General features: G+C 54.4%; 15 protein-coding genes. 8 read left to right on the top strand and 7 right to left on the bottom strand.

The features are described from left to right. Nucleotides 1-43 precede the first annotated feature (43 nt). The 3 genes from NO357_RS21455 (at nucleotide 44) to NO357_RS20485 (ending at nucleotide 1147) form a co-directional block, all read left to right on the top strand. On the top strand, nucleotides 44-370 hold the full coding sequence (locus tag NO357_RS21455) for a DUF6626 family protein (protein ID WP_376744408.1): 327 nt from the start codon (nucleotides 44-46) through the stop codon (nucleotides 368-370). Between the two features lie 118 nt (nucleotides 371-488). Next, nucleotides 489-650: a hypothetical protein gene (locus NO357_RS20490; protein ID WP_306737622.1), complete on the top strand. Its 162-nt coding sequence runs from the start codon at nucleotides 489-491 to the stop codon at nucleotides 648-650. A gap of 71 nt (nucleotides 651-721) precedes the next feature. Further along, nucleotides 722-1147: a hypothetical protein gene (locus NO357_RS20485; protein WP_306737621.1), complete on the top strand. Its 426-nt coding sequence runs from the start codon at nucleotides 722-724 to the stop codon at nucleotides 1145-1147. 231 nt (nucleotides 1148-1378) lie between these two features. Here NO357_RS20485 and NO357_RS20480 read toward each other — a convergent pair whose 3' ends face one another. The 5 genes from NO357_RS20480 to NO357_RS20460 form a co-directional block, all read right to left on the bottom strand. Then, nucleotides 1379-2689 carry a restriction endonuclease subunit S gene (locus tag NO357_RS20480; RefSeq protein ID WP_306737620.1) on the bottom strand — a complete coding sequence of 437 codons (1311 nt, stop codon included), beginning with the start codon at nucleotides 2687-2689 and terminating at the stop codon, nucleotides 1379-1381. Continuing rightward, the gene (locus NO357_RS20475; protein ID WP_306737619.1) at nucleotides 2686-3627 is read right to left on the bottom strand and encodes a GIY-YIG nuclease family protein; all 942 of its coding nucleotides are present in this window, start codon (nucleotides 3625-3627) and stop codon (nucleotides 2686-2688) included. The genes NO357_RS20480 and NO357_RS20475 overlap by 4 nt, the downstream gene beginning before the upstream one ends. Further along, nucleotides 3624-5099: a class I SAM-dependent DNA methyltransferase gene (locus NO357_RS20470; RefSeq protein ID WP_306737618.1), complete on the bottom strand. Its 1476-nt coding sequence runs from the start codon at nucleotides 5097-5099 to the stop codon at nucleotides 3624-3626. Before NO357_RS20470 ends, NO357_RS20475 begins: the two co-directional genes overlap by 4 nt. Further along, a complete protein-coding gene (hsdR, locus tag NO357_RS20465; RefSeq protein ID WP_306737617.1) occupies nucleotides 5096-8491 on the bottom strand; it encodes a type I restriction-modification system endonuclease in 3396 nt (1131 codons plus the stop codon). Before hsdR ends, NO357_RS20470 begins: the two co-directional genes overlap by 4 nt. Nucleotides 8492-8964: 473 nt before the next feature. Next, nucleotides 8965-9450 carry a hypothetical protein gene (locus NO357_RS20460; RefSeq protein ID WP_306737616.1) on the bottom strand — a complete coding sequence of 162 codons (486 nt, stop codon included), beginning with the start codon at nucleotides 9448-9450 and terminating at the stop codon, nucleotides 8965-8967. Between the two features lie 268 nt (nucleotides 9451-9718). Between NO357_RS20460 and NO357_RS20455 the strand changes: the two genes are divergently transcribed. From NO357_RS20455 to NO357_RS20440, 4 genes are all read left to right on the top strand, one after another. Then, nucleotides 9719-10528, top strand: coding sequence for a hypothetical protein (locus tag NO357_RS20455; protein WP_306737615.1), 810 nt, complete (start codon nucleotides 9719-9721; stop codon nucleotides 10526-10528). A gap of 126 nt (nucleotides 10529-10654) precedes the next feature. Further along, entirely contained in the window at nucleotides 10655-11902 is a 1248-nt protein-coding gene (locus tag NO357_RS20450; RefSeq protein WP_306737614.1) for a metallophosphoesterase family protein, read from the top strand. Further along, nucleotides 11899-15339 (top strand): AAA family ATPase, encoded by a 3441-nt coding sequence (locus tag NO357_RS20445; RefSeq protein ID WP_306737613.1) that lies wholly within the window; start codon nucleotides 11899-11901, stop codon nucleotides 15337-15339. The genes NO357_RS20450 and NO357_RS20445 overlap by 4 nt, the downstream gene beginning before the upstream one ends. 40 nt (nucleotides 15340-15379) lie before the next feature. Further along, a complete protein-coding gene (locus NO357_RS20440; protein WP_306737612.1) occupies nucleotides 15380-15949 on the top strand; it encodes a hypothetical protein in 570 nt (189 codons plus the stop codon). Nucleotides 15950-16371: 422 nt separating this feature from the next. Here the strand turns inward: NO357_RS20440 and NO357_RS20435 are convergent, their stop codons facing one another. Together NO357_RS20435 and NO357_RS20430 are read right to left on the bottom strand one after the other, a co-directional pair. After that, entirely contained in the window at nucleotides 16372-18507 is a 2136-nt protein-coding gene (locus NO357_RS20435) for a J domain-containing protein (RefSeq protein ID WP_306737611.1), read from the bottom strand. Nucleotides 18508-19139: 632 nt separating this feature from the next. Next, nucleotides 19140-20000, bottom strand: coding sequence for an ankyrin repeat domain-containing protein (locus tag NO357_RS20430; RefSeq protein WP_306737610.1), 861 nt, complete (start codon nucleotides 19998-20000; stop codon nucleotides 19140-19142). A 261-nt stretch (nucleotides 20001-20261) separates the two neighbouring features. Between NO357_RS20430 and NO357_RS20425 the strand changes: the two genes are divergently transcribed. Continuing rightward, on the top strand, nucleotides 20262-21686 hold the full coding sequence (locus NO357_RS20425) for a M20 family metallopeptidase (protein WP_306737609.1): 1425 nt from the start codon (nucleotides 20262-20264) through the stop codon (nucleotides 21684-21686). Nucleotides 21687-21767: the final 81 nt, after the last annotated feature.

The following is a 21767-nucleotide window of genomic DNA, read 5'->3' as shown; positions in this document are numbered from 1 at the left end:
AGAGATAAATATCTGTAAGCATGAGATATATGGGGGAGACGCTATGAGCATCACACTACTTGAACACCTGCGCGACGAGTTGATCCAATCAGGCGCAGTACAGAACACGCCGGAGTTCTGCCGCTGCTGGCTGGGTCGAAGCGAAGGCTACATCAGAACGTTGCGTTATCATCAAATCGAGCCAAGCGTCGAAACACTAGCCGTGTGTAGCAACAAGCTTGGGTACTATGCGGACCGGTTGCGAGGAAGCGATAGCGCCGACCATCAAGCTTGGATAGATCGTTTTGATCGTCTCAAGGTCTTGTGTGACCAAGCTATCGCGCGACAGGCTCAGGCTGTGTGGCGAGCGCCAGAGAGGATGTCTGTGTGATGATGTCTTCGAAATGGGTTCTGCGCTCCGAAAAATCAGGCGCGCGGTTTTCAGCAGGGAAGTACTTGTCAATTCAGCCTGGTGATTTTGCATCACCCCGTCTTGCTAGGAGCCATCTATGCTCGTGAGTGAGGTGGTGGGCGAGACAGCATGGAAACGATATCCCAAGCCCAAACCGCTGCCGATCCCCGGCCCAACCAAGCCGAAGCAGCGCGCCAAGCCCAAAAAGCGAAAACAACCTGCCCCCTTCAACAGGCAGAAGCCTGAAGAGCTCAGCTGACGTCGAAGACATCTTGTCGTTGGAAAACACGAAAATATCTTGCAGGAAGAACCGACTTTAGGGAGAGCATCGTGACTGACGAAGAGAAACGGGAAAAATTCATTCGACGCCTCAAGGATGCGCCGCATGGCGCGAAGGGTTTTTTCGAAACTGTTGCAAACCACTTTGAACGCAGGAATGACACTTCAGTTAAGTATAGCGCGACCAACGGCGGTGACATGCGCCTTTGGGCTCATTGGACATCGTCTCGCGGCGCGGATAAGAAACAAATCTTCGCAACCTTGGCTTGGCAACCGGAGAACAAGGCAGTCTTTGCCCGATGCCAACTTACGCCTGATGAGCTTGGGCTTCTCGGCTTGGAAGGTGGCGAGAAACCCAAGTCGGAGAAAGAACCCCAAAATTCTGATATTCGCCTGGATGAAGGCTTCTGGCGCTTTTGCGTAGAGGATTTCATTCGAATTCTCGAAGCGGCACGCATCAAGCTTGTTGGGGCCTGAAACACGCTGACAGCACAGACTTGTTGTGCTGACCTAAAAACGTCTTCACGCTCTGTCCGCACCCAGTGTAGCGGCCAGCGGGCGTCAGCGCTGTACGTGCAGATTTGAGCGGTATCGTCGCAGATTGCGTCAAGGCAACGTAGTTTGAATTTTGGTTGACCACCTGATGGAGAGGCATAGCGCAAATGCGGCACCGGCGAGAGGCTGGCAGTAGGTATCGCGCTGTCAGCTCTATGTCGCGGCATCGGCCTTCTTTCTGCGTCCGCGCTTTGGCTTGGGGGCAGATGCTCGCTCGGCACGGATACGGTCCAACAAGATACTGGCGGGTTCGTCGGTTGGGTCTTGTGGGACAAGCTCGCCTGCGAAGGCTTTGGCGAGAATGCGTTGATCAAGACGATCTGTGAGCTTCAGCGCTTTTTCGGCTTCAGCAGCAAGAAGGTCGATCTTTGCGAAATTGGCTTCGATCTGTCTCAAGATCTTGTCTCTCTCAGCCTCATTAGGCAAAGGCAAAAGCAAGGACTTGAGCTTCGCTTGGCCGATATTCCTCATCGACATTTGATTGCCAGAAGAGACTTCTTCCAATTGCTTTCGCCCTTGGGGACTACGAAGAAACCACAAAAGCCAGGGCTTCAGATGACTGGCCATATCTAATCGAAGCACCTTATCGCTCAGAAACAAGTTGTCCGGTGTTGTGTCAACGATGACCACCGCCCCCACCAACTCAATCGTGTTTGCTCGCGAAAACAGGAAGTCTCCGGGTTTGATTGCTGTATCTGGGTCAGGCTCAAAATGCGAAGGGAACGTCTTGGACTGATCTGGTCGAAATTCCCCCCAAGAAACGGCGCTCACCTTAACGGTTCCCTGTTCGCCTTCCCTTGGCGGTCGCTCATCACACTTGAGGTTCTTTCCAGCTTTTATTCCGTCGATCAGACTGCCTATCGTGACAAGCGGTCCATGATTTGAAAACGCTGCTTCCAGCACACCCTTCTTGTACTTACCCACCAGCTTTGCGATGGCGCTGAGGTGAGTGCGGGCGGTGGTGGTGCGGGCGCTGAGGGTGTCGAGCTTCCTCACAATCCGACGTTGCTCAGGGAGTGGGGGGAGCGAAATCTTCGTTTCTTCAAACTTGCCTTTCGTGACGTGCCGCAAGCCCACTCCGCCGTGCGCTTTGTCGATCAGCTCGTTGAGTTTCTGATTGATCGCGTGCCGAAAGAAGTCTCGATCCAAGTTCTCACGGTTGAACTTCACGTTGAAGATGTGCTGGTTCAGGACAGCAGGTCCACCGTTCCACACATGCGCCCCAAAAGACGTCCCCGGCGTTCCTGACCAAGCGAACAGCAGATCACCGCTTTCTATCAAGAAGCGCTCGCGAACCTCACCGTCAAATCTATTGAATGGCTTATCCGGGTTGTTGAGGTTCTGAATACGTACAATGGGAAGTCCATCTTCTGTCCAGTCGGAGGGCTTGAACGCACGTCCATTGATCAGGTCACAAAGCTCACCGATTTCAGCTTCTGTCCAAGTCTTTGGAAGCTCGCTCATTCTGCAGCCTCCTGCTTTGCTGCCTGAACCTGTTGCCAGTCGTGATAGCTCTGCTTGGAGCCTTTGACTTTCCACTCAATCCGCCCGTTGCTGTGACGATCTAAGATCACCGCAGCCGCAGCAGATGGGCTCGAGAACGTCCAAGGCTTGGCGAACCTAAGCTTATTTTCACCATCGCCAACGCCCTCTTTTGTAAGCACGCCTTCAGTGAGCAGACGTTCTTTCGTGGACTTCGCCGTATGGTGTTGGACATAGCCCGTGTCGATCAGTGCTTCAGACCCTTCCAGCACGATGAATTCACCGTCTTCCTCGACTGCCGTCGCCTGAACCCCGCTCTTGTGCCGGATTTCAAACTGAACTTCGCCCGTGGTGCGTTCATCGACCGGCTTGGCTGTCTGTGTCACTGCGCGAGGCTGTGGCTTGAGCATGTCCAATCCGACAACGGGCAGGATGATCCGCAGATTGGCAAGGAACTGCTCCATATTCGCGACATCAGCTTCAGGCAGCCTGCGACGGCTGGTGTCTGGCTGGGTTCCATTGTCGAGGGTAACGCGGCCTGCTTGCGCAGTGATTTGGATGAGCCGCGCTTCAAGGTATTCGGCGTGTCCTTTCGACAGGTCATCATCGCTTGTTGTGACGGCGATTGCGGTTTCCCAAAACTCACGCTTCTCGGCACTTTGCTTGATGCGCTCGCGTACGGAGTTGGCAGAGCCAATGTAGACGCGGGTCATTCCTTCTTTTTCGGGATCGGGGCCCGTCAAAATATAGATGCCGGTTCTATCCACCTCATCGCGTTCGGTAAGCTTGGCGAAGGTGGATTGGCTGGACACAAATACGACGCCGGTCCAACCGTGGATCGTCGCTTTGCGCAGGCCAGTAGGTTTACCGTCGACAAGAAAGAGTTGGATCGTACGCCCAAAGGTATCGCCCGTGGTCATTCCGCAGCCTCTACGGCTGGGGCATCTTCAAGCTCTTCGCTGAGGGCTTCGATCTCGTCGAGGGCGGCCCGTAGATGCCCTACAATCGCAGCTGCTATTTCGTCGGGTTCGGTCATCTCATCTTCCGGGTCGCCACTTTCATCGCGCAGCCACGTCCAGTCGAGATTATCACCACGTTCAGCGATCTGGTCGCGGGTCAGGCAGCGCCAACGGCTGTCCTCGCCTTGTTCGGAACGGGGCGCATTGCCTTGCGGATCATCCCCGAACAGCTCCTCGAATTCTTCAAAGTGCTTGGCCGTGAGAGCATTGGTCTTGCCGAAAGACGGCATGTTCGTGCGCAGGTCGTAGAACCACACTTTCTCGGTTTCTGAGTGGTCGTGGTTCGCAGGTAGGATTTCATTCGTAACCCGCGTGAAGAACATGACGTTGGTTTTAACGCCTTGCGCATAGAAGATGCCGGTCGGCAGTCTGAGGATGGTGTGAAGGTTACAGTTGACCATCAGGAAGCGGCGCAGCTCTGTCCCGGTGCCGTCACCGAACAGGATGTTGTCCGGCATGACGATGGCGCAGCGGCCACCGGGTTTTAGGGAACGAACGGCATGTTCCAAGAAGGGCATTGGGCCGACACGTTCGCCCGCTGTGATCGAGAAGTCAGGCCGGTTCACGTTGCCCGACATCTTGTTGAAGGGCGGATTAGTAAGGATCAGATTGGCCTTACCCATATTCTCGCCTTGCGGGGCACAGCTGTCTTCGCAGCCCACAAGACTTTCTATCCCGTGTAAGATCATATTCATCACGCAAAGCCGGTGGGTGTCTGGCACCCATTCATGACCGATGAACGCTTGGCGTCGTTGGAAATGCCCTTCCGCTTCGGAGAGGGAGAAGAGCTCGTCTGTGTGGTCCTTGATGTAACGATCCGCAGCAATCAGGAAACCGCCCGTGCCTGCTGCTGGGTCTTGAACGACTTCACCTGGCTGCGGTTTAACGAGGCGAATGATGCTGTCGATCAGGGCGCGGGGCGTGAAGTACTGGCCGGCCTTTGATTTGGTCGCCGATGTCGTCTTCTCAAGCAGCCCTTCGTAGAGATCGCCAAGGCCATCCTCTCGCGCCGTGAACCAATCCAGTTTGTCGATGTTTGTGGTGAGCGTCTTGAGGTCTTTCGGCAGTCGCAGATGCGTCATGGCATCCGTGAAAATCGCCAAGACCACCGGATCATGGGTTTCCTTGGGGTTGCCCAACTCCAGCAGCATCTTCTTGTAGTACTCAAGCTGATCGCCGCCCTCCATGCCTGCCAAACGTGACCAGCAGTGTCCGTTGGGCAAGCGGCTTTCCTGTCCAGTTTCTTCCAGCATCTTGAGGAACAGCAGGTATGTAAGCTCGTTCACGTAGTTGCTGTAGGACACGCCTGCGGACTGGAGCGTTTTACACTCCTTCCAAAGCTTTGCGACGATTTCAGCTGTATTCGGGTTCATGCGCTCACTTTCCAGAGTTCTTCGTTGAAGTCGCTGAGGATACTCTCAAGCTGACCGTTAAAGACTTTGTTGAGGCGGTTGAAGCCGCCGTGGTTCTTGAATGTGCCTTCGTCCAATGAGGGTCGGTCGACAACAATCTCTTTTTCAATCTGTTCTGCGATCCGACGCAGCCACGTCTTCTGCGGATCGGTCCATTGGCCTTTGGACAAAATCCTCTTCGTTGCGTCGCGCACACGGTCTTGGAACGGCACCAATGGGTCACCGATAGCAGCTTGTCGGACAAAGCCGATGATTGAGGCGGCGATGTCTTCGTTGGACGCATCGCTCCAAGCCCGGCGCAGATTGGCTTCTGAGAAGCCCATCTTGTCGAGCTCAAGCCGAAGGTTACGAAGCTCTTGGCGTGTCAGCTCTCGCGGACGCTGAACGACCACCGAGAGCGCCGCGATCTTGTTTTGATTGTTCCGCACGAAGGACTGGAAGGTGTCCAAGAAGTCCTCGGGCTTTTCGGCGTCGCCATAGCCGCGGGTGACAGTCCGTATCTCGTCTTCCTGCGTGGAAATCGGGATCAGATTTGGTCCTCTGCCATCCGGGTTCCAATCTAGGATTTTCCCGATCCCGGCATACTTCTTCGCCCATTCAGACGCATGCTGAAGCGAGTTCTGCTTTAAGCGGTCCCTTAGCTCTTCTGCGCTCTCACCGGTCAGATCGCGCACTGCTTCTTCGACCTTCGAGGGCAGCTTTCTGATCTTCCTGTGAAGCTTAGCAAGGATTTGGTCCCTGATGATCTCGCGTTGATCCTCTTCCTCAACGGATGCGAGCTCGCCGAACAGCTGTTCAAAGGTCAGCGACGGGTTGCTTGCGACCGGCTTCATCTGCGTGAGGTCTTGGAGGGTGGCGTAGAGGTCGACTGCATCGAAGATACGGAACACTTCCTTGCCAATGTCGTCGCAACGCCGTGTCGCACGTCCAAGCATCTGCTCGTAGAGAATGCGGCTGTTCACACGACGAATGAACACAAGGTTCGTAATCGCTGGAACATCGACGCCAGTTGTCAGCAGGTCCACAGTAACCGCGATCTTGGGGAAAGCGTCATTGCGGTAGGAACGGATCAGCTTGTTGATCCGAGCGGAATTGCCGTTCTCAACGCTGCCAGTGATCTTGCGGACGGCGGCATCTTCGATCTCGCCATACTGCTCTTTGAACGCCTTCTTGAGCTCATCCACGACAATGTCGGCATGGGCATCGTTCACGGCGTAGACGAGTGTCTTGCCGGGCAGTGACGGGTCGATATGTGTTGCCAGTTCTTGCGCCACCACGCGGTTGAATGGAACTGTGATGACTTTGCGGTTGAAGGCTTCGACCTCGAAGTTGATCTCGTCAGGCGCTGAGACTTGGTCGACTTCACCAGTTCTCGTGTCGACAGCTTCAAACTCCTCGCCTTTTTCGAACTTGATGCCGTCAGAACTGAGCGCGGTCTCAATGCGAACAGGCGGTTCGTGGTCGATCAGCCAACCATCAACCACGGCTTCTCGATAAGTGTAGGTGTAGATCGGATCACCGAAGATTTGCGCTGTGTGGAGCGCTGGTGTCGCGGTCAGGCCGATTTTCACAGCGTCGAAGTACTCAAGCACTCGACGGTATTTTGAGATGTAGTCGTCCTGCCCTCTGAAGCTCAGCTCTGCGTCTGACATTTCCCGATCAAGCAAGTAGCCACGATGGCATTCGTCGATTACCATCAAATCGTACTGATCAATCGGCGGCGTTTCTTGCGGGTCGTCGGTGTAGAGCACACGCTTCACAAGACCTTGGATCGTACAGATATGAACCCGCGTTTCGAGATCGGGCTTCACGTCCTCAAGGCCTTTGATGTCGAAGAGCTGGCCGAAGGTCTTTGGGCCTTCGATGGGTGTGCTCATGAACTCATCGCCGGTCTGGTTGCCGAGCGCTGAGCGGTCCACGACGAAGCAGATGCGGCGGAAGCGCTTGGTGGACAAAAGGCGGTAGAGCATCGCAATAGCGAGCTTCGTTTTTCCGGTGCCGGTTGCCATCGCAACGAGCATCTCACGCTGCTCTGTGGACAGGGTGTCTTCAACCGCCTCAATCGCGGCTTTCTGGTAGGGCCTGAGCTGAAAGCCGAAATCGAACGGACGTGTCTCAAGCGCCTTCTGCGCTGTTTCCCTGTCTGTATCGAACTTCGCTTCGAGACCTTCAGGTGTGGGCCATTCGACAAGCGCTCGCCGGTGGTTTGTCGCCAAGCGCACATCGCGAAACCAGATGCCGCTCTCGGTTTCGATCTGCTTTAGGTAGGGCCGACCATTCGTCGCGAAGACAAACGGAACGCGATACCCGCCGTCCCAAGTGCCGATCGCACTCTCGTGGTCGAAATCCATTGAGTAACGCTCTGACTGATCAATCGCAGCCGACACGTTCTTTCTGTAACGTTTGGCCTCAACGATCCCGAGACAGCGCTCCCCCACAAACAGGGCGTAGTCAGCTGGACCACTCTTTGACGGCCATTCCGCAATTGCCATAGATCGTCCCTTAGCGGGACGTGTGCCTTTGGAGTGGCGCAGATTGACACTGTCAGCCTCCCAACCCCAGTCCCGCAATTGCTGGTCGATCAGGTCGCGTGTGGCTGTCTCATCGAGATCAATTGTGGACGAAGCGGCCTGCGCTGCTTGAACAAACTCTGTACGGGTGTTCGCGGGCTGAGCGGTTGCTGTTTCCTGTAGCTCTCGGAGGTGCCTTTGAAGCACGGATCGATCTTGCTCGACTTCCTGCGCCAAGGCTTCCCACTGAGCACGTTCTTCTTTCTCGCGCTGTTCGCGTTCGGACGCTGTCTCCGCCTCACGCTGAGCTGCTTCGGCAGCCTCTTGGGCAAGCTGAGCCTCGTTAAGTGCTGCGTCCCGCTCTCGGCGAAGGCGAGCAAGCTCTTGCTGGAGTTCTTCTGCTGCGGAAGCCGGGTTTTCTGGCGGCACGAAAGGACCAGGAGAAAACTTTGGGTCACTCCGAACGACCCGGTAGTGCCAAATGCCAAGCTGAACCGACATCTTAAGCGCCGTGAGCGCTTGCCGATGGTCGCCAGCACCTTCATGGACAGCTAAGTTGCCTGTCTTCCGAATGTGGTGGAGCACATCGAGTACCTTGTCGGGGATTGCTCGCTCGAACTTCAGTCGCCGCAGTAAGTCCGATTGGGTCTCTGCAGGCTCCGGAAGCAGGCCAGCATGCGCTGCGTGGAGCTGGGTTAGGGTTTCCGAGAACTGCCGCAGCTTGATCAGCGACGTGCTCGGATCGGCGTGAAAATAGTGCTCGGCGAGAGTGCCCAACTTTACGAGCTGGGAGCTAATCGGCTGTAGAAACTGGAAATTGCCTGTCGTTCGTTCGCTCGCCATCAAAATAACCGCCCTTCATCTCGGCACACTATGACGCAAGCCCTTGTTAAGCAAGGAAACGAAGGGGCTTTTAAGCTCTCCACTTCTCGATTGCCGCTTGTTGGTTTGACTGGGCATTTTTGTCAGCATTTCGAAACCTTGAAGTGACGTAGAGGGCGGTGGACCAAGACTTCTGTTAACGCATCAGCATGACGCTTAATCGACTACGGCATGCCGCATTTCTCGACCGAGCTGATGGAGAAAGAAGAACGGGGCGAGGTGGTGTTTGGCGGCTGCGTGATTGAGCTCGATGGAAGCCAGCCAGACTGGAGGTGCACCACTTGTGGCACAGAGTTTTACAAACGGCGAAGCTATGACGCTCGCGTCTCAAACTTCGAATGAGAGCCATGAGAAGCGATGAATTCCATCCCGGTCTGCCAATCTGAGTTGAGCAAAGTTTAGCTTAAGGCCACCATTAGCATACGCGGCCAAGATTACAGTCGACTCCAGATTTTGTGCTTCTTCAGCCACGCTCGCGCCTCGTCACGACTCTCAACTAGCCAAGGGTCGTCCAAACGAATGCCGCCTTGCCCTTCTGAATATCCCAAGGCTACGACAAATACTGCCCCGTCAATTGCCTGCGCTTCCCAGCTGTGCACACCAACCCATCCGTCAGAGTCCGCGTCAGCAACGTGATGTTTTAGTGCAAGAGCTTCCGCATTCGTAAGTGGTGAACCATTCAGTATTTGTGTCTCTCGTTCGTCTGTAAATTCTCTCAAGCTCTGGCGTAATATCCCTATTGTGTCATAATCTTCCGGATAACTCTCATACTCAGACAAATCGATCCTATCTTCCGGGTAGAAAATACCCAGGCAAGTGCTTGGTTCATGAGCCATCTCTCCAAAATCGGGGAATTTTTCTCGAATCCAGGCGCTTTGTTCTTGCCGGGGTGCATTCAGAAGAGCGTTTACGGTTTTCACAGCCTTTCCTTTGCGGCGAGCGGTTAGGTCTTCCACATCCCCACAGTACCCGACTTGTTGAAAAACTCGAAGTATCTGCACTCCCATTCTTCCGCGAAAATCGGCTGCATTTCCGCAAGGCCACCAACCTAGTTGTCGCGTCGCAACAAACATTCCCGAAGGCTGTCCGTAGATGGATTGCAACGATAAGCGCAAAAGCCACCTTAGTGCTGACATGACAAGAAGGCACCGTTAGGCTTCAACGGACTATGTTTGGATGAGGTAGACAATGGAAATCATTAAGAGCGAGCAGGAGAAAGGCAGGCGCTTCATAAACAAGCTTTCAGTCGGGGAGCGCCAACTGGCTGCCGCTATCCAGATGTATTTCCTCGAGTTGGACCCTCTAGCAATTCACACAGTCAGTTCAGCTGCACATAACGTTCTTGCGGACCTTTTGCAGGAGCGAGGTAAAGATGCCTCGGTGCATGGTGTGGTCTACGGATTTTTTCGTGCGGCAAAGGATCTACATTCAGGAGAAATTACAGAGGACGACATTCGAAAATGGGGCGACGGCGCGCTTGAATTGGTTCAGCAATATAAGAAGCTCTTCGAGGACGATCCGGAACTTCACTTCGATCAGATTTCCAGTGATTCGCCTGCTGAAGAGCGACGCGCATATTGGTCTGATCGACGGCGTGCATACAATTATCTCAAGCATGCAGACCGTGACGCGCAGGCATTATTGGACGAAGCTACAATCAACAATGAAGATGCTATACTGCAGGCAATCGTTTGCTCACAACATCTCAACATGAAGCACACACCAGAGAAGCACTTTTTCTACTGCGCGATGATCGCTTTGGGCAAAATTTCAGACAAAAACGAAAAGAAGCCGATGGACCTTGTGTTGTTGCTTGAAGGCTTGCCGAAAGAAGAGATCATGGCCTTAGGCCGTCGCAACCTGTGTTTAGGAGCGTATTCAGACGATGAGTGGATTTTGAATGATTTCAAGGAGAAGTCTGAAGAGCGCATGAAGTCGATGAGCAAAAAAATCGCTGATGGGACTTATGAGGATATCCTGTTCTTCAACTTTGACTGATGCATTTTTCGCCAATGTTTATTGGGTCAGCTTAGAGCTTTGCGACATCGTCGACGGGTACAGAACGGTTAGCTTCTAAATGCTGCTTGTAATACGTCGTCCAATTGTGATGGGCTACCGAGTGACATGTTCCGCTTTATTCATACCGCCGATCTCCACCTTGATGCCCCACTTCGCAGCCTCGCGCTGAAGGATGAAGACCTCGCCGATCTTGTTGGCAACGCAACAAGGCGCTCTCTGGAGCGCATAGTGGACCTTTGTTTAGAGGAAAATGTCGACGCCCTACTGATCGCGGGCGATCTCTATGATGGCGACATGAGGAGCATGAAAACCGCTGCGTTTCTGGTGAGCGAAATGGAGCGTCTGCATAGAGCTGGCGTTTCAGTTTTCATGATCCGAGGCAATCACGATGCTGAAAGTGTACTGACCCGCGAGCTTGAGCTGCCGCCTAACGTTCACGTCTTCACAGGGCACGGAGGCACTGTTGAACTCAGTGACCAAGGCGCAGCGATCCACGGCGTCAGCTTTGCCAAACCACATGCTCCCGAAAGCCTTCTTCCCAAATACAAGGCACCCATATCCGGCCTATTCAACATTGGGATGCTGCACACGAGCTTGGCTGGTGCGGCCGGGCACGACACCTACGCGCCTTGCAGCATCAATGACCTGCAGTCGCATGGTTTTGACTACTGGGCGCTCGGTCATGTCCATATCCGACAAGTTCATTCTGAGGCTCCGCACATTGTCATGCCTGGAATGCCGCAGGGTCGAGACATTGGAGAAGCTGGTTCAAAATCCGTCACTCTGGTGAGCGTCAATGACGGCCATGTGTCTTTAGAAGAGCGCTTCACTTCAACCGTGGAATTCGCGCGCAGGGATATCAGTCTCGACGCTGTTGACGATTGGAGAGATGCTCTCGAGGTGATCGATGCGGAGTTGAGATCGGCCGCTATGACACCCTCGGACCATTCGGTTTTGCGGCTTGAACTCATTGGCGCGTCGCCACTTGCATGGCGTCTGCGGCGAGACCACGATTTGCTGTTAGAACAAGTATCAAACCTCGCCCGCGCGCAGGGATCGGTTTGGATCGACAAAATCGTCAATCACCTTACTCCGCCGACCACGCCTGTGACCGGTGATGATCCACGGCGAGAACTCTCAAACTTGATGGACGCGCTGACAGACAACGCCACTTTCCTGATGCGCGCGGAGCAAAATGCTGAAGAGCTTATCGCCGACCTTCCCCCGGAGCTCCGGCAGGCTTTTGGCGATAGCGAAGCTGAGCAGACCGATGTTGTTCGTGAACTCCTCAAAGAGGGTATCAAAGACATTACGGCCCGGATGATGGCGGGCGATGTCGAGGCCCCATCATGAGGCTGCGTCGGCTCGATTTAACCCGGTTCGGTCATTTTACCGACTTCTCGCTCGATTTTGGTCCGCGCGAAGAGGGCAAGTCAGACCTGCATATCATTTTTGGACCAAACGAAGCAGGCAAGACGACATCATTTGAGGGCTATCTTGACCTCCTCTTCGGCATCCCCGCGAGGAGCAAATACAACTTCCTGCATGACTACGAGAACATGCGGGTCGGCGCTGTGCTCGAGATCGAAGGAGCGCCGACTGAACTCGTTCGGATCAAGCGCAACAAGAATGATCTGATCACGCCTTCAGGAGACTTAGCCAACCCCGCCGTACTTCTGCATGCGCTCGATGGCATCGATCGCGATCAATACCAGGCAATGTTCTCACTAGACGACGAGACCATTGAAGCTGGTGGCGACGATATACTCGCGAGCCAAGGGAACCTTGGCGAACTACTGTTTTCGGCTGCTGCCGGGCTTTCTGATCTCGGGTCAGTTCTTGAGACTGCCCGGGCCGAAGTGGACCTCTTCTACAAGAAGCGCGCCAGAAAGACAGAACTTGCTGACGCAAAACGCGCTCTTAAAGAACTGCATGATGAAATCCGAGAACTTGATGTGCCTGCGAGCAGCTTTCGAAGACTGAAAGATGAGCGTGATAGTGCGCAAAAGCTCATGGAAGCGGCCAAAACAACACGGGATGGGCTGCTAAATGAAAAGCAACGCGTAGAGGCGATGATCGAATGCATCCCTCTCATGCGTTCCCTCCAAGATCATGAAGATACGCTTGCCAATACGGCGGCCTACCCCAGCGTTCCAGAAACTTGGGTAGATGAAGCTCAGGATTTGAAGCTGAAGCAAGTCGAGGCCCAAACCGAACTTCGGCAAGCGACTCTTCGGCTGGAAGCAGAGCAAGAAAAGCGAGATGGCCTTAAGATTGATGACACAATCTCGAATGCGGCTGACGCGCTGACGATCCTATTGGATGCGCCAAAATCCCGCGCCCAGACTGCCGAAGAGGATCTTCCAAAGCGAGAGGCCGAGAAAACTAGTTTAGAGGAAGAGATTGCTGATCTTGCCACGGAACTAAAACTTGAACGCGCAGACGATGGCGTGCTTTCCGAAGTGCTTTTGTCGCAGCTTGAAGACATCGCCGGACAATATTCAGATGTTCAAGCACGTCTTGCGACTGCGAACAAAGAGGTCACTACTGCCCAGCAGAACCTGGAAGACCTCACAAATGAGGATGCGCCGACACTTGATGCCGCATCAATCGATGAAAACCTGGAACAACTGCTTGAGGACATCGAACCCGAGCGCCTGATTTCAGATCAGGAGACAGCGAATAGAGAGCTTTCTTCGGCAGAAACGGCCCTGAACGCCGCATTAGCCAAACTTGTTCCGTGGCAGGGCGAATTGTCCGATCTTAGCTCGCTGAGTTTCTCGGAACGCGAGGCGAAGCGGGCAGCGGAGAGGTACGATGCCCTTCTCGGCAAGCTCGACAAAGCAAAGGCCGCGCAGGAAGACGCTGAGGTAGAGTACGATCAACGGTTTGCGAGACTGCAAACACTTGAAACCGGTGACGCTGCTACAGTCGACGATGATGCTAAACATGCGCGCGCTGAGCGAGATGATCTTTGGGCCAAGCACCGAGAGGATTTGACAGAAAGTTCTGCGCTCTCTTTTGAGAATGCCATGTCGAAAGACGATGCTCTCCAAGAAGCTCGACTTGGTTTCGCAGAGAAATTGGCGCGCCTCAAAGAGGTGGAGGTCGACGTAGCGGCAGCCAAAACCACCTTAGCAACCCGAACACGTCACTTGGAAGCTGCGGAAGCAGCACTGACGGAGGAGGCCGAGGGCACGGCATCTTTGTTAGACTCGCTCCACCTGCCAGATAGTTTCGATCCAAGAGACTTACCTGCTTGGCAGTCTCTTCTCTCAGTAGCTCAGCACTCCCTGTTAGACTTAAATGCCAAGAAGACTGCTACCAAGGATGCCCAAGAGGCCGTTACCAATGCAGAGGCCAGATTAAAGAGCGCGCTTGGCATGACAGATGATGCGCTGGGCCTTAAGGAACTCAGCAATCGAGCGCGTGCGAAAGTCATTCAGATTACAAAGGCGCAGACGCAAATCGAGGCCCACCAGCGTGCGCTCGAGAAAGCACAGAAGGACGTCCAAAACAGAGAAACGGGCGTCACAGAGCTGTCCGAGGCGCTATCGGAAATAACGACGAGCTGGGATCGCGAAGTTGCGGAGTTTCCCCCTGCCCTACAAGACCTGGAGCAGTTTCGCTGGAAGGTTTCGACCTTGCGAAGCCTGGCTGCAAAGGACCGAGACAAGCGTCAGCTAGAGCGTCGCATCCAAGCCATGGAGCAAGATCATCAGCGTTTCGTGGAAGAGATCGAAAAAATTGCTGAAACCGTAAACGAACCCAAAGATGCAAAACCCCTCGTTCTAGCAGAGCGTCTGAAGCGCCGCCTCGAGCAAGCAGAAACCACTCGAGAGCTTTATGACGACCTCACTTCAAAGATCGAGGACGCCCAAGAAACAGCACGAGAAGCTCAGGCGGCGCTAAACGCAATCACTGAACGTTTGACGCAAATGGCTGAGCCGTTTGCAGATGTTCACGCCGTTGAAAACCTGGATGACCTCTCGGCGGCGCTAAAGAATGCGTCCGAAGCAGATCGAGCGAAAAAGGATGCGGCCGAGTTACGCAACCGTATTGTGGCGCGCTTGGGTGTGGAGGATGTGTCGGAAGCTCAAGGCCTGCTTGCTGATCAGAGTGTGCTGGACCTGGAAGCGCGTCGAGAAGGGATCGACATAGACCTTCAGGATGCCGAGACAGACTATGCGCAAAAGGTCGGGGATTTGCGCGCTGCAAAAGACGCGCTTGAGAAAGTGGGGGGAGACAATGCGCCAGCCCAACTCGAGGAGAAGCGTCAAACCCTGCTGATCGATCTTGAAGAACGGGCGAAGACCGTGCTCCGGCTCAAGCTAGGAGTTCTTGCGGCGGAACAAGCTCTCTCAAACTACCGAGACGATCACCGCAGCAAGATGCTGGCGGATACTGAAGCCGCTTTCCGCACTTTGACAGCAGGCGAATATTCCGAATTGCGGACACAGTCCGATGGTCAGCACGAAGTACTTCTCGCCCTCCGAAAACGTGACGGTCGCTCAATTACGGTTGCTGAGATGTCTAAGGGCACACGGTTCCAGCTCTACCTTGCCCTGCGCCTTGCAGGGTATCGGCAGTACAGCGCAAGCGGCACCACGCTCCCATTCGTCGCTGATGACATCATGGAAACCTTCGACAACACACGAACTGCCGCTGCGCTTGGGCTGTTACGAGAGATTTCGATGCAGGGACAGGCGCTGTATTTCACACACCATGAGCACGTTGTTGAGCTCGCGAAAGACGTGTGCGGAGACAGCGCAATGATCCATGAAATTTGAGCCGATGGTGTTCTGTAAGCACCACACACCGAGCAATTGATTGGGTAGCCAAGTGACGAAGAAATCAAAATCTTCAAGCAAGTCCCACAAAACAAAACCTCAAATCATTAAGTTTGAGACTTTCGATATGCCTGGGCCGCCGCCCGAGCCAATCATCCTGACCTCCAAAAACAAAGCTTGGGCCGATGTGATACGAAACTTGGTAGACCTTAGTGTCGACAAATGGGTCGCAGAGTACCATGACCCTTCCATAATGGACGGGAGTGGGTGGTCGCTTTCCATCTGCTCCAAGGAGCTCAACATCCAGAGCTCTGGGATGAACGCCTATCCGGAGACATTCGATGCTGTGCAAGAGGTGATCGAACGTGCCGCAGCAACTGCTCCACCTCCGACAAAACCTACATACGCAAGGAAGCCCCGGAAGTGCCCGAACTGCGGCGCATCTCCCGTTGCAAGTATCATGTACGGCATGCCGAGTTTGTCACACGAGCTGATGGAAAAAGAACGACGCGGCGAGGTGGTGTTTGGTGGTTGCGTGATTGAGATGGATGGAAGCCAGCCAAGCTGGAAATGTACAACTTGTGAAATGGAGTTCTACAAGACAACGTAGATCAGCAGTGTTTCCGTAAGTGTTTGCCGACACTGACGAACTCGTCCCATAGTGCTTCCTTCCAATCATGTGAAAGGATCACGCCATCAAATCGTGGGATCAAACACCTACTTTGTCAGCGGTATTGTCGACCTTGAATCACTGTACTCCGAAAGTTCATCATCAAAGAAAACCCGTTCGAAACGTTCTTCAATGACGGCACCATCTCGAACAACAACCGTCCGAACTTCTTGTCTTATGATTTTCCCGCTCGGAACAGTTTGGAAAATCAAATTTTCTTTGTTTCTTGGTCGCACAAAATATCTCCCGAGAGGTCTTTTCGAAACTAGAGAAACTTCTGTTTTCAGTGTCATATACTTTGGATGCTTTCAGCGACCTCCTGGCGTGCGATGTCCATCCGATGGTCAAAAGAAACACTCTGCCTAGTTGCCAAGCCCGCTGAACCGCCCTCGGTGCGTACGTGTCTCGATCACGAGCTCGCCTTTCTCGATCCCGGCTCGTCGGATCGGCGCCTTGGTCAGTACTGTCGCCAAAGCACGACCAGTTTCGGACAGAACACGCACGCCCTTGTTCTCGACCAGTAGAACCATTCCCTCGTCCACCAGCAGGTCACTCTTCGTCGTGCAGTCCTGAAGGCCCACAAGACGATCACCGTCCAGGACATAGAGCCGAGTGAAAGTTTGGATGTAGAGGTAGTTGTCCGTCTCCAATATTCGCTCAGGAGCCGAGCCGACGTCATAGAGGGCAATTGGTCGACCGGCACTGTCGATGCGCAGAACGCGGCCTTCATCTGTTCCTAGCAGTACGGTGTCGCCGCTTCCAGAGAAGGCTGCTGCTTGTATTCGGTCAGGCCCTCCGCCAAAAGTGAAGGTTATTGTGGCGGACAAGCTGAGAAGGTCGTCGGCTCGCTCATTTCCTTGGAGTTCATCTTGACTGGCTCCAGTTAAGGTCTCGTAGGCCGTGTTCACCACCTTCATCCGGTCTTCGCCACCAGGATTAATATCCGGGTGAAGTTCCCGTACCAGCGTCCGATACCGCTGCCGAATTTCTTCGGGCGTGACCGGCATCTTGAGGTTCATTTCGTCAAGAGCCTGCTCGATTTCCAAAGCCGTCCCGACTTGACCTCCGATCCCGCCGACATCGAAAGTCTGGCTGTGGGTTTCCACTGGTCTTTCGGGCATTCTGATCCCCCAAAGCCTCTTGCCATCGCGATCAATGCACCAAGCCTCGTCAACATGGGAATAAACATAGCGATCTCGTCGGGGGCTCAGGGCGATGCAGTTCAGAGCTAGGTGCGGCTCACCCCAGAGCACTGCTCCCGCTCCAGCTCCATCAAGATCAAATCGTTTCCGGTTCTCTTGAACCTCGGGTGTCGTTGAGAGGTCTGTCTCGAAGTCAACCTCGAGCCTCTCGTCATAGACCGTTAGGATGTTGGCCTTCGATCGCGAAGCAAAGCCTTTTCCTTCTGGGTGGACATCCAAGTAATATGGAGGTCGCTTAAGACTTCGGATGATTGGTTCTCCGCCAACCTCCGGCGTGAACATGACTGCCCCTGCAGCTCCGCGGCTTTCTTCAGACTTAGCAAGATCATCGAAGGAAAGAACACCCCCACTTGTCGTGAAATGCTTTCGAAAAGCGGGGTCCGGACGATCCGGTGGCGCTATCGCCTCAATCGTGACATTTCGCCAGGAGCCTGCTGGATCAGAGAAAGTTTCCGAAGTTGTCGGCAACTCTTCGGTCTTGGACCAAGTATACGGAGATGGTGGCAGAGGAACCAAGTCCAGTTTGTCCAGGTCAAGTTCAAGCGCTCTTGCCGCCTGCCGCTCTTTTTGGTGAGAGCTAGGTCGCGGTGGCTCAGTATATATCGCCGAAGCATCTTCTTCGGTCATCTGAGCCCCAGCCATGTAGAGCGCGTACGTTTTGCCGCTCTTTGCTCGGGTAATCTCTCCAGCTTTCTCCAACCAGGAAATTAGGTTGCTGACCAGACGACCATCTTCTTCGCCCAGTTCAGCCTTCATCTTGTTTTGTAGAATGCCTGGCTTTTCTGAGACGGCCCGCCTGATACGATCGAAGAGTAGTAAAGATTTGAAATGTTTCTCTGCGTCGGGTCGATACTCCGCGAGATGATCGAACTCATTGACTATATCACGGAGTTCTTCGAGCCCTTTCTGGTTTCCAATGATAGCCATCATGGTCCCACCCTGCTGGAGCGCCGGAATGGTGATTTGATCCCGTTCCCAGTCTCTGCGAGGGTCACTAAGCCACTTTCGCAGGGGTGAAATGCTCTTGTAGGCAGCCTCCGCCGCATCCGAGTATCTACGATCCGCAATTGCTCGCTGTAGTGCCTCGAGCAACTCGAAGTAGTCGCCTCCAGGCAAAGTGCTAGACATGCTCTCAAAGCGCTCCCTAGCCTCTCGTTCCATTTCTTCAAAAGGGTCCCTCTCATGCGAACCGCTTTTGTCATTGCTGGATAGCGATTGCGGCCTCGCAATCTCGAGATTTTCCTCGACATCGGCGGTATTCGCTTCGCCGAACAGCTTTCTGAAGAAGCCAATCATGCCTATACCCGGAATCTGCGTCGTATATGAGGAACAGGGCACTCTTCGCCCCAAGTGTCAATTAGTGGACCCTATGCCACCACTAGAACGCGCGCCGGGCATGGAACGAAATCCAGCGGAAGCCTTGTCTATCCAGGATGGTCAGCAGAGACCGAATTGATGGGTCAATGGATCGGCGTTAGTTATGGAAGTCCGATTGTCCGTCATTTTCGCAAAAGACTTTAGCTTTGGCCTTCACACCAGCTGTCGACGTCCGCCCAACTCTTGTGTTTCCGTAAGTGTTTGCCGACACTGTGTTTAACACCACGTTTCAGGTTACTGTGTTCAACACAGCGTTTTACACAAAATCCGCTTACACTTCGTGCGCACTTTCATACACACCTCCTATTCGTTAACGCAAGCCATTGTATTTAAATGAATATTTGACACGCATTGCATTGCAAATCCGTGTACACCGGTTCGATTCCGGTACTCGCCTCCAAGTCTTCTCTGAAACATGGCGAGCAACGCGAGATTGTGCATCGCGATGTGTAAACCAACGTGTGCACACCATTTTTTCTTTGGCCGCTCCCGGATGGCTCTGGCTTTACGGCGGTACCGTCTCTCCTGCGGTGCAGAGGCCGCACCTTTCCCTATTCAGGAAGCGCTTTGGGCGCATCGGACAACTCCCTTAGGAAACGGATCAATGCAGCGCGCCGCTCCGGGGAAGAAATCCCTTGCACCGTCTGCATTTTGGTTCCCGGAACGAACCCTTTCGGGTTCACGACATAGCTGTTCAGGTCGTCGTAGGTCCAAACCCCACCCGCTGCACGCATCGCATCGGAATACGCGTAATCGACCACCGAGCCTTTTGGCCTGCCAAGAATGTTCCACAGCGTGGGGCCCGCACGCGGTCGGCCGTCATCCCCCCTCTGAAACAGATGGCAAAGCCGACAGGTGTTGGCGACCTCCTTGCCCTCTTCGGGATCGGCCAAAGCGAGACGATTGGCGACCGACGCAGCAGAAACCGGACCCGCGCCATATGATTCAAGCAGGTCGACCGCGGCACGCCGGCGATAAAGCACCGCATAGTGAAGCGGCGGACCCGCGCCCGGGTCGTTCAGGTTTGGATCGATACCGGCTTCCAGCAGCACCTGCAGCGCTTGAATTCGCCCCATTTTGGCGGCGGCATGCAGGGGCGTGCCGGTCGACCCAAACGCGCTTTGGCCGCTGATGTAGGGGTCGGCCCCCGCCTCCAGCAGCAAAGCGACGGCTTCGGCGTGATTGCCCTTCGCCGCTTTATGAAGTGCCGTTTCGTTCTCGCCGTCGGTTTCATCGATTTCCGCTCCTGCCTCGATGAGTGTCGATAACTTTTTGAGATCACCGCTTTTCGCAGCGCGATGCAACTCGCCTGCGTGGCCGATCGGCGCGTTGACCAAATACACCAGCGCGGCGAAGCCTGCCCAAATCGTTCCGGTCACGCAGAAATTCATGAAACGGTTTTTCACATCCATCCTTTCGATATGTAGCGAAGATAGCCTGCCCTTGGGCCTCCTCTTGATCCATTCCCATTAGGAAGCTCATCACATCGTCGGTATGTGCTCAATATCCCGCCCACGCTCCACCGCCTTCTCGAGAAGACGTGCAGCGATTGGACCCGTACGCGTGTCCACCGCCGGTTTCAACTACGTATTGCCTTTCTGCGCGCTATCGACACAAATGCATGTAAAGGCTACACTTTTCCACAACACGATCGAACAAACGAGCCATCTTTCATGAACCAACATCCTGTCTGGCCCTTCGTCGACGAACAACAACCCCGTTTCCGCGCGCTCTCGGATGCGGTCTGGGCTGTGCCCGAAACGTGCTATGCCGAGCGAAAATCGGCCGCACTCCACATCAAGGAACTCGAGCACCAGGGATTTCGCATCACAAGAAATGTTGCCGATATTCCAACGGCTGTCATAGGGGAATGGGGTGACAGCGGCCCGCTTGTTGCCTTCCTGGGCGAATACGATGCCCTTGCGGCTCTCTCGCAAGAGGCCGATGTGGCCGAATTCAAACCTTTGGAAGAGGGTGCCAATGGCCATGGTTGCGGTCATAACTTGCTTGGCTCTGCCGCCATGCTGGCGGCGACCGCCGTGCGCGACTGGTTGCGCGAAACCGGAACAGAAGGCCGCGTGCGCTACTACGGTTGCCCAGCCGAAGAGGGCGGTAGCGCAAAAGCGTTCATGGTCAAGGCGGGCGTTTTCAACGATGTCGACATCGTCATCACCTGGCACCCAGCGTCGATTGCCAGTGTGATGCGCTCGAGCTCGCTTGCCGCCGCCCGCGTCGATTTCACATTCACCGGTAGAGCCAGTCACGCCGCGGCTTCGCCGCAACTCGGGCGTTCAGCGCTTGATGCGGTTGAACTGATGAGTGTCGGTGTCAACTACCTTCGCGAGCACATGTCCGATCAGGCCCGCATCCACTACGCTTATCTCGATGCCGGCGGCATCAGCCCCAATGTCGTTCAGGCTTCCGCCAAGGTGCGCTACGTAATCAGAGAACCCCGCACCCGCGAAATGAAGTCTCTTATCGAGCGCGTGAAAAAGGTGGCCGAAGGCGCCGCATTGATGTCGGAGACCAAAATGGAGGCCAAACTGGTGACCGTGTCCTCCGAATTGGTGCCGAACGGCCCGCTAATAGAAGCGATGCAGAAGAACCTCGACCGGCTCGGACCGCCGCCTTTCAACTCAGACGACCATGCCTACGCCGCGAAGATGCAGGCTACGATGACCGAAGAGGATGTGTCTGCCTGCTATGGCATGACAGGCCTGAAAAAGACCGAAGACAAGTCCTTGGCCGATTTCACCGTGCCGCCCACGGCGCCGATTGTCGATCTGCCCGGCTCAACCGATGTGGGCGACGTCAGCTGGGTTGTCCCGACTGTGCAAATGTGGGGCGCCAATTATGCCATCGGTACGCCCTTTCACACTTGGCAGATGGTGGCTCAAGGTAAATCGGAACCCGCCATCAAAGGCATGACACATGCCGCCCAAGTCATGGCAGCAACAGGCGTCGACGTCATTCTCGACGCCGATTTGCGTGCCCGGGCCAAGTCGGATCTGGAGGCGCGCATCGGACCTCAGGGGTATATCAGCCCCTTGCCCGATGACGCTGTGCCGCCAATCGAAGAAATGGCGGGACAGAGTTGATCAAGTTTTTTACTTCCACTGATACCTACTGGTTGGCACGGTCTTTTAAAAAGCGCCTTTAGGGCCGAAGCTGGCATTGTT

Source organism: Marimonas arenosa (genome assembly GCF_030848945.1).
GTDB lineage: Bacteria > Pseudomonadota > Alphaproteobacteria > Rhodobacterales > Rhodobacteraceae > Marimonas > Marimonas arenosa.
Note: the sequence above shows the minus strand (reverse complement) of the source record. Positions and strands in the feature narration are given on the sequence as shown.

Coding starts and splice junctions, on each gene's coding strand:
- NO357_RS20445 (WP_306737613.1), top strand. CDS start 11,899: ATGAGGCTGCGTCGGCTCGATTTAACCCGGTTCGGTCATTTTACCGAC.
- NO357_RS20470 (WP_306737618.1), bottom strand. CDS start 5,099: ATGAACCCGAATACAGCTGAAATCGTCGCAAAGCTTTGGAAGGAGTGT.
- NO357_RS20430 (WP_306737610.1), bottom strand. CDS start 20,000: ATGGATGTGAAAAACCGTTTCATGAATTTCTGCGTGACCGGAACGATT.
- NO357_RS20450 (WP_306737614.1), top strand. CDS start 10,655: ATGTTCCGCTTTATTCATACCGCCGATCTCCACCTTGATGCCCCACTT.
- NO357_RS20475 (WP_306737619.1), bottom strand. CDS start 3,627: ATGACCACGGGCGATACCTTTGGGCGTACGATCCAACTCTTTCTTGTC.
- NO357_RS20480 (WP_306737620.1), bottom strand. CDS start 2,689: ATGAGCGAGCTTCCAAAGACTTGGACAGAAGCTGAAATCGGTGAGCTT.
- NO357_RS20455 (WP_306737615.1), top strand. CDS start 9,719: ATGGAAATCATTAAGAGCGAGCAGGAGAAAGGCAGGCGCTTCATAAAC.
- NO357_RS20490 (WP_306737622.1), top strand. CDS start 489: ATGCTCGTGAGTGAGGTGGTGGGCGAGACAGCATGGAAACGATATCCC.
- NO357_RS21455 (WP_376744408.1), top strand. CDS start 44: ATGAGCATCACACTACTTGAACACCTGCGCGACGAGTTGATCCAATCA.
- NO357_RS20425 (WP_306737609.1), top strand. CDS start 20,262: ATGAACCAACATCCTGTCTGGCCCTTCGTCGACGAACAACAACCCCGT.
- hsdR (WP_306737617.1), bottom strand. CDS start 8,491: ATGGCGAGCGAACGAACGACAGGCAATTTCCAGTTTCTACAGCCGATT.
- NO357_RS20435 (WP_306737611.1), bottom strand. CDS start 18,507: ATGATTGGCTTCTTCAGAAAGCTGTTCGGCGAAGCGAATACCGCCGAT.